The 8,008-nt window shown below is 66.1% G+C and carries 8 protein-coding genes and 2 pseudogenes; 3 read left to right on the plus strand and 7 right to left on the minus strand.

What is annotated here, in order from left to right; genetic code table 11:
* Positions 1-98: 98 nt before the first annotated feature.
* The 3 genes from QOI01_RS00005 to QOI01_RS00015 form a co-directional block, all read right to left on the minus strand.
* Positions 99-401, minus strand: coding sequence for a WXG100 family type VII secretion target (locus QOI01_RS00005; RefSeq protein WP_526377398.1), 303 nt, complete (start codon positions 399-401; stop codon positions 99-101).
* Between the two features lie 138 nt (positions 402-539).
* Entirely contained in the window at positions 540-974 is a 435-nt protein-coding gene (locus QOI01_RS00010) for a nitroreductase family deazaflavin-dependent oxidoreductase (protein WP_526377400.1), read from the minus strand.
* Between the two features lie 19 nt (positions 975-993).
* The gene (locus QOI01_RS00015) at positions 994-1,977 is read right to left on the minus strand and encodes a spore photoproduct lyase family protein (protein WP_526377402.1); all 984 of its coding nucleotides are present in this window, start codon (positions 1,975-1,977) and stop codon (positions 994-996) included.
* Between the two features lie 412 nt (positions 1,978-2,389).
* Here QOI01_RS00015 and QOI01_RS00020 point away from each other — a divergent pair, with 412 nt between their 5' ends.
* Positions 2,390-3,994, plus strand: coding sequence for an MFS transporter (locus QOI01_RS00020; protein WP_526377404.1), 1,605 nt, complete (start codon positions 2,390-2,392; stop codon positions 3,992-3,994).
* Between the two features lie 122 nt (positions 3,995-4,116).
* Here QOI01_RS00020 and QOI01_RS00025 read toward each other — a convergent pair whose 3' ends face one another.
* Positions 4,117-5,238, minus strand: a complete 1,122-nt coding sequence (locus QOI01_RS00025) for a hypothetical protein (protein ID WP_526377406.1) — start codon at positions 5,236-5,238, stop codon at positions 4,117-4,119.
* Between the two features lie 113 nt (positions 5,239-5,351).
* Between QOI01_RS00025 and QOI01_RS00030 the strand changes: the two genes are divergently transcribed.
* Complete coding sequence (locus QOI01_RS00030; RefSeq protein ID WP_526377408.1) at positions 5,352-6,185, plus strand: MOSC domain-containing protein; 834 nt, start codon at positions 5,352-5,354, stop codon at positions 6,183-6,185.
* Complete coding sequence (locus QOI01_RS00035) at positions 6,107-6,682, plus strand: DUF2293 domain-containing protein (protein ID WP_526377410.1); 576 nt, start codon at positions 6,107-6,109, stop codon at positions 6,680-6,682. The genes QOI01_RS00030 and QOI01_RS00035 overlap by 79 nt, the downstream gene beginning before the upstream one ends.
* Here the strand turns inward: QOI01_RS00035 and QOI01_RS00040 are convergent.
* From QOI01_RS00040 to QOI01_RS00050, 3 genes and pseudogenes are all read right to left on the minus strand, one after another.
* Positions 6,588-6,798, minus strand: a pseudogene (locus QOI01_RS00040) (hypothetical protein); the annotation flags it as partial. The gene QOI01_RS00035 and the pseudogene QOI01_RS00040 sit on opposite strands and share 95 nt — an antisense overlap.
* Before the next feature lie 284 nt (positions 6,799-7,082).
* Entirely contained in the window at positions 7,083-7,742 is a 660-nt protein-coding gene (locus QOI01_RS00045; protein ID WP_526377412.1) for an NAD(P)-dependent oxidoreductase, read from the minus strand.
* A pseudogene (locus tag QOI01_RS00050) lies at positions 7,723-8,008 on the minus strand (hypothetical protein); the annotation flags it as partial. The gene QOI01_RS00045 and the pseudogene QOI01_RS00050, both read right to left, overlap by 20 nt.

Here is an 8,008-nt window from a genome sequence, read left to right on the forward strand (position 1 = left end):
GCGCACTGATGCCAGCGTCGACTCCAAGTTGGAGTGGAACTCCGACATCTGATCCACGCCGGTCAGCAACGCCTCCATGTCCACCGAGAAGCCAGCCATCACATGCCCGCCGATTCGACCGCCGCCCGGCCGGAGGCATCGGTGCCGCCGTACCCCTGCGCGGCCTGCTCCAACGCCGAAGCCATCGATTCCAGACCCTTCACCACGTTCTCCGCGCCTTCGTGCCAACGCGTCCATACTTCGCCGAAAGCCGACCCCGCCTGGCCAGTCCACCCCGAACCGAGCAGACGCGCGAGCTCACCGTCCACGCTGGTCAGGCCCGAGTTCGTCTCGTCGCCGGCCGACCGCAGCGCCTTGGCAACGCCAGACACCACCGATTCGGAGACCTGCAACTCACCCATGACTCACTCTCTGACTGCGGGACTGATCCATCCTGCCATGGCCTCGAGGGGCCTCGGCGCGGCAATTCGAGGCAGTGGAGTTGATTTCCCCCGGGGCTGGCCAGGGGACGTTGCGCCTGGCTCGACCGTGGAGCGTGCTCAGCTGCTCGGCGTCAGCTCGAACACGGGGATGACCCGGTCGGTCCTCTTTACGTATTCGCCGAAGCCGGGCGCACGCTCGACGATGAGCTCGTAGAGGCGGTGCCGTTCAGCTCGGGGTAGTTCGTGCGCGACGGCGTCCTGCGGCGGATCGGACCCGATCTCGACCGTGACGGCAGGTTGGGCGCGCAGGTTGAACACCCAGCCGGGGCTGGCATCGCGGCCGGCAGCCGAGCCGACGACGTAGATCTTGTCGTCAATGTCGAAGCAGCCGATCAGGTTCTCGCGTCGTTCGCCGCTCTTGGCGCCGGTCGAGGTCAGGATGAGCAGCGGGAACCCTTCGAACTGCCCGCCCACCTTGCCGCCGTTGCTGCGGAACTCCGCGATGTTGCGTTCGTTGAAGTCGCGCTCGGAGTCCATCTCGGAATCAGCCATGGCTCCATGGTGGCACGTGTCAGAAGGCGTAGCGGATGCGGCAGCTTGGCAGCTTCTCATTGATCAGGTCGGTGAGCTGTTGCACCCAGCGGCCGTTCCACGCGCTCTTGTAGCGGACGTTCCACTGACCGTTCTGACTGCGCTTCAGCTCCTGTAGATCGGGTCGCCAGAGCAGGTCCTCGCCCTTGGGGTGCCAGCCGAGGTTGACGTTGTGCAGGGCCTCGTTGTGGGTGAGGAAGATGATCTCGGCGGCGAGTTGCGCCTTGGTTCGGTCGTTGGTTCCGTCGGCGACGTTGGAGGTGCGGACGTCGACCACCTTGGAGGTCTCCCCCGGCATCAGGCTGAAGCGAACGCGGGTGCCACCCTGCGGGTCGTAGGTCAGTAGGTCGAGGTTGACGAGCTTGGTGGCGAAACTGGCCTTGGCGTTGGGCAGTCGCGCGAAGAGGTCGACGAGGTCGCGGACGTTGTCGGAGACCATCGCGTCGACGGAACAGTCGCTGTTCTCACCGAGGTCGTAGACCCAGTCGATCGGGTCGCACTGGTTGGGCAAGGGTTTGGGTCCCTGGCGCTTGGCGTGGCGTTCGAGGTAGCCGGTGATCTCGACGATGTTGGCGAAGACGGTGATCGGGTTGGCGAAGCCCTTGCGACGCGGGACGTAGCAGTAGGAGCACGCCATGGCGCAACCGTTGGCGGTGGACGGGGCGATCCAGTCGCTGGAGCGTTCGTTGCGCCGCGCGGCCAGGCTCTTCTTCTCACCGAGGACGAGGGTTTCGTGCTTGATGCGGACCCAGTCCTCGACGTTGCCCTCGTTGCCGTACAGGCCTGGAATGGATTGGTGCGATGGCACTTCGACGCGTTCGGCGTCGGGCCATCGGTCGAGCACCTGAACAGCCCGCGGGAACCGCTCGATGTCGGGTTCGTGGTAGATCCGCTTGACGTCGAGAAGGCGGTCGGCGAGGTCGGCGGGGGTCCTGCGCTCAGCGTCTTCGGGTGGCGGTGTCACGTAATTTTCAACGGTCGGTGGACCTCACGCGTTCCGGGTGTGGGCTAGTTACCAAGATCGGTGTGGATGCCTCGTCGAACTTGATATCGCATGCGACATCAAGCCGGCCGACCTCGACCTTCTTGTAGTCGATCGGGTCGTGCAGCGAGTGGGTGCGCACGTTTGCGCAGCGAGGTCGAGACCGACACTGGCTGCGTGTCGAGCTGGAGCCGGTGACCTCGAAGACGCGGTGCGTGGCAGCAGTTCGCCGAACACGGGCCGGCGCACAACCCCCTCGACGACGTTTGTCGTCGCATGGCGCCGGCGATCGTCGGCCCGGCAATTCAGCGCGCTGAGGTTTGCAGACGGCGTCGCGGGGTCAGACCCGGCAAGCCCCCTAAGGTAATTAGCGGGCCACACACAGGAGCAGCGGATGACACCGGCAAGCGAGTCGACACCGTCGACCTCGACGTGGGCGCCCCTGCGATTGCCGGTCTACCGCGCGCTGTGGATCGCGCAGCTGGTCTCCAACCTGGGCACCTGGATGCAGACCGTGGGAGCGCAGTGGATGCTCGTCGGGGATCCGCGCGCAGCAGTGCTGGTTCCGCTGGTGCAGACCGCGACGACGCTGCCGGTGATGCTGCTGGCGTTACCGTCGGGCGTCCTCGCGGATCTGGTCGACCGGCGCCGACTGCTCATCGCGACGCAGGGGGCGATGGCCGCCGGCGTGGGTCTGCTCGCCACGCTGACCGGCGCCGGGTTGACCACTCCCGCGGTGCTGCTGATGTTGTTGTTCGTCATCGGCTGCGGACAAGCGCTCACCGCGCCGGCCTGGCAGGCGATTCAACCCGATCTCGTTCCATCCGAGCAGATTCCAGCCGCAGCGGCGTTGGGCAGCATGAGCTTGAATGGCGCCCGGGCGATCGGGCCGGCAATCGCCGGCGTGCTGGTGTCGCTGTCCGGCCCGACGCTGGTCTTCGCACTCAACGCCGTGTCGTTCGTCGGAATCGTCTTCGTGCTCATCTGGTGGCGCCGCCCTCGCGTCGAAAATGGCTATCCGCCCGAGCGGGCGCTGGCGGCGCTGAGTGCGGGCGGACGGTTCATCCGCAGCTCGCCCATCGTGCGCCGAATTCTGTTGCGGGCAGCGTTGTTCATCGGGCCCGCGAGCGCGCTGTGGGGACTGTTGCCGGTGATCGCGGCGAACCAACTCGGGTTGTCGTCCTCGGGCTACGGACTGCTCTTGGGTGCGCTCGGTCTGGGTGCGGTGCTCGGCGCCTTCCTGTTGTCCCGGCTGCGAGCGCGGTTCGGCCAGAACTTCCTGCTGACGGCTGGGGCGGCGGGCTTCGCGGTGGCCACCGTGGTGCTGGCGCTGGTGCCCATCTTCGCCGCCGTGATGGCCGCCTTGGTCGTCGGCGGCGCGTCGTGGCTGCTGTCGTTGTCGACGCTGAACGCCTCGATGCAGTTGAGCCTGCCCGCATGGGTGCGCGCCCGCGGATTGTCGGTGTACCAGCTGATCTTCATGGGCGGGCAGGCGTTTGGCTCGGTGCTGTGGGGCGTGCTCGCCGGAGCTACCACCAGTGCCACCAGCCTGCTGGTCAGCGCGGGCCTGTTGGTGGTGTGCGGACTGTCGTCGATGTGGTGGCCGCTGCACGCGAACACGAGCAAGCTGGACCTGACGCCGTCATCGCACTGGCCCGAGCCGACACTGACCTTTGACCCTGAACCATTGGATGGCCCGGTTCTGGTGTTGACCTCCTACCGCGTTGCGCCCTCGGACGAAGAAGCCTTCCTGGCGGCGATGGCGGTGCTGGGCCGGTCCCGGCAGCGCACGGGCGCATCGCAGTGGCGGCTGTTCCGCAGCGTCGAACACGAGTCGACGTTCGTGGAGACGTTCGTCGTGCGGTCCTGGGGCGAACACATGCACCAGCACTACACCCGGCTCACCGGTCAGGACCGACTGATCGAGGAGGCGGTCGAGCGGTACACCGACGGGGTGCCGGTGTCCGAGCATTACTTGGCGGTGCGGGAGGGGCGGTGAGCAAGTCAGCGCGGGACGACGGTGGTCGCAGACCGTGTCGCATTCGCACCAGCCAAGCGGGCATCGCCCGATCGGGATGGGCGAGCCACGGCGGCGGCTCGGGATCGTCGTCGCCGTAGTAATCAGTAGCGCCGCGGAGAAGCTCTCGCTTGTAGTGGAGACTCAACTCGTCGATCTTCGCAATCGCTTTGTCGGTAAGATCTTGGCGAACGCCAATGTGCGCGTGAGCGAATGGAACGAATGCACGCACTAGGGCGGGGGCGTCCAACCCGATCTCGAGTGGGCCGTAGTGATCGTGAAACGGATATCGCAGGACGTCCGAGATCCGCAGAGCGCTCCATCGCGACGGGTCGCCGCAGCCCGTATCGCAGAGCTGCCGCACGAAAGTCCCTGTACTCGACACCGGTGAAGGGGGCACCCGCAGACGAGGCGAAGAACCCGTTGAGCAGCTCGGCGACCGCGTCGTCGTCCCATTCTGGCCGCTCGTATGCAGTGCCGCCATCCGGAAGCTGGGCGATCGCCCACCGCACCAACGGCTGGGCTTCACGCCACTGGTCCGAACGCGGCAGATACTCTCCGCGCCGGAGCCCGTACTCGATCCACGACCGAGCATCGGCGGGATTCATGTCGACGAATCTGGTTCCGGGATCGATGTTTTCGCGTGCGCGATCGACCGCATTGTCGAGGGCATCCGCGAGCACGGTGAAGTCCGTGACCGCCGAAAGATCGTTGTGGTCGACGAAGGCGCCAAGGGTGACTTCCGTCGCGTCAGCCAGGCGCAGACCGACTGCCAGTTCGTCACCGTCACCGAGGATGTCGGTCCTCCACATGACCCGACTCACCTCGACGTGGGGCAGGCCGACGATCCATTTCGGGAGGTGGTCCCGTCGCGTCGAGGATTCCCGGCGACACCGCTCCCTCAGCACGTCGTCGTCGAGGAGTAGCTCGGCGAAGACGGCAAGCAGGGCGGTCGTCTCCCGGCATCGTCGCTCGGCGAGATGACTGATGAGTCCCTCCAGGGAACGCGGCTCCTCCGGCGTGTCCTTAGTCGACGGATGCAGTTCGGGTGTGGCCCAGCTGATGAGGTAGCTGGCCATGCCGAGCAGGTTTAGAGGGTGCTTGGCCAACGCCTTGCGAATTGTGATCAGGATGTTGTCGTCGGTGCTCGTTGGCTGGCGTTTTTCTGCGCGCCGGGCATCTCGCCGATTCTGCTTGGCGCCGCGGCGTATGCGTGATTCGTTCATGTTGCGGACGCTACGCACGGGCAGTGACACGTCGGCGGCAGCGACCGTCGTTGCAGACGAGTGGGGGCGGCTTGCTCGTCGCCGGGGACGGAACGGCGTTCTAAGATTCTGCCATGAGTACATCCGCCGCGCACGTGCAGATGCACGTGGGAACGTTGTATCGCTACCCGGTGAAGTCAATGCTCGGCGAGGCCGTCGACGCCCTGTTCGTCGACGAGCAAGGGGTCGAGGACGACCGGCGGTTGGCGCTGATCGACGAGGCGACCGGTCGGGTGGCGAGCGCCAAGCAGGCACGGCTCTGGCGTGCTCTCCTGAAGTGCAGCGCGAGTGTCGATTCCGGCCGCGTGAGTATCCGGATGCCCGACGGAGTGAGTGTGTCAGCCGACGATGCGGACGTGGACGCGCGGCTCTCCGAGCTGCTCGCCCGACGGGTTCGTCTGGCCGACAGCCGACCGCCGGGGGCATCGTTGGAGCGCGCGGATCCCGACCAGGTGCTCGAATTCGGTGTGGACGCCGAGGTCGACGCACCACTGCTCGAGTTGGCGCAGGCGACTCCGGGCGCATCCTTCACCGACCTTGCGCCGGTGCACGCGATTACCACCGCGACGCTCGAGCGCATCGGTACCGAGGCGGTGCGATATCGGCCCAATCTGGTGATCGTGACGCCACCCGGCTTTCCGGCGTATGCCGAGAACGACTGGACGGGAGCCACTCTCGCCGTAGGACAGGCGCGGCTGCGCGCCATCTGCCCCACCCCGCGTTGTGCGGTACCCACGCTGGAACACGGCGAGCTGGGCCGCGCACCGCACGCATTGCGCACCCCGGCCGCCGAAAACCGCGCGGCCGCACTCGACTTCGGGGTTGCGCCGTGCGCGGGGGCCTACTTCGAGGTGATCGCCGAGGGCACCATCCGCGTTGGGGACCGGGTCGCGCTGGAATCCCCGTAAGCCGACCGCGTACGCGCGCGCTCGACCCGGAGGCCATTCGCCTCGCCGTTTCCGCCTCGGTTCACCACGTCGACACCGGCTACGAGGACCTGCTCATGGCCGGCGTCGGACGGGACGACGGCCGCCACCGGGGGCGCGACCGCATCGACCACCAGGCATCCCCGACGCAACCGCACCCAGGAAATTTGCGTCACCCACAGGCTGCCGCGGTCGGTAAGTTCAGATCCATGTTGGTCGATCCCGAAATGTTGCGTGCCGTCGCAGGGCAGGCCGAGGTGACGTCCTCGATGATCGCCGAAGCCGACGTCGGGACGAAGGTCTCCACTGCTAGCAAGCCTTCGCCGGGATTCTGCTGCCACGAGTCTCGGCAGGCAACGCCCAGCCGCCGCGAACCCGGACGAATTAAGATGAACGCAGCCGGAGATCGCCGTTCTCGCCCTCAGTGGTCTCGACGTTTAGCCGCCAAGCCAGATCTTGGCCGCCGACTTCGCGGATGAAGTCGGGGTCACCGCAGACAACGAGTTGGTCACGCGCCCTGGGCAATCCGACGTAGAGCCGCTCGCGAGGAGCGTTCGAAATTGGCCCTCTCGTTGACGGTGAGGACCACTGCCCGCCCGTCAACCACTTCGCGGCCAAGTCGGATGTCGACATTTCCTTCGCGAAGGCCTCGTTGAGGCTATGGGCAGCATCGAGGGCCGACGGGCTCGCACCGTTAGGGGGCATCTCGCCTACGTCGATGTCTGACTCGTTGGGTTCGAGTTGCTCGACGAACGCTTGCCGGATCTTGCGCTCAGCGGCGTTGGCGAGGCATTTCACTGACGGTAATGGTCAAGTTGTCGGCTCCCGGCCTATGGCACTCAGGTAGGTAGAGCCCCATGTTGAAATCTCCGCGCGCCGCTAGGTGCCCTTGCGCCCCCGCCAGGTGGCCGCATCGAGCGCCTCGGTACCCAGCGCGGTGGCTGGAATCTCGTTGCGCGACACCGCAATGACCGCCTCCATGAGCGAGGCGGAGACGTCCCTGGTGAAGTCCGCCGTCCAGCAGAGCGCATGCGGTGTGCAGATCACGTTGTCCATCGCGAACAACGGGTCGTCCGGCGCAGGCGGTTCCGGCTCGTACACATCGAGTGCCGCTCCGGCGATGAGACCCGCGCGCAGCGCCGCGGTGAGCGCGGGCTGGTTCACCAGTCCGCCGCGGGCGATGTTGATGAAGTAGGCGCTCGGTTTCATCGCCGCGAAGAACGCTTCGTCGAGCATGCCGTAATTCTCGGCCGTGAGCGCGGCGGCCACCACGACGAAATCCGACCGTGCGGCCAGTGTTTGACGGTCGACGAGCTCGATGCCCAGCTGCGCCGCTCTTGCTGAGCTACCCGACCTGGTATTGGCGATCACCGTGACACCCAACGGCGCCAGCATCTGCGCGAGCTCGGACCCGACGGAGCCGAAGCCGAGGATCCCGACGGTCCGGCCGTCCACCCCGATACCTCGGTGGGCGCCGCGTTCGGAGGCCCACCGGCCGTCGACGACGACGCGATGGTTCTCAGGCCGTCTGCAACGCATCCAAGCCTAGCTTCAAGACACCTTCAAGTGGTATGTATACCCCGTGCTGCACGGCTTTCTGGTGGAACGTCATATACCACCCGAGCGCATCTGTTCCGCGAAGCTGGAGCAACTGATCGATCTCGTGAAGCCGATCTTCACCCAACGCATTTCGGATATCGGTATCAGTCACCGCGGGCGGAACCTCGAAAATCACAGCCGGCTCGTCCGTAGGCCCTTCTTCGGAGCCATCGTCAAGTTCGGCGTCGACTCCCGGACCGTCGACC

The organism is Mycobacterium sp. (genome assembly GCF_032162605.1).
In the GTDB taxonomy this organism is placed as follows: domain Bacteria; phylum Actinomycetota; class Actinomycetes; order Mycobacteriales; family Mycobacteriaceae; genus Mycobacterium.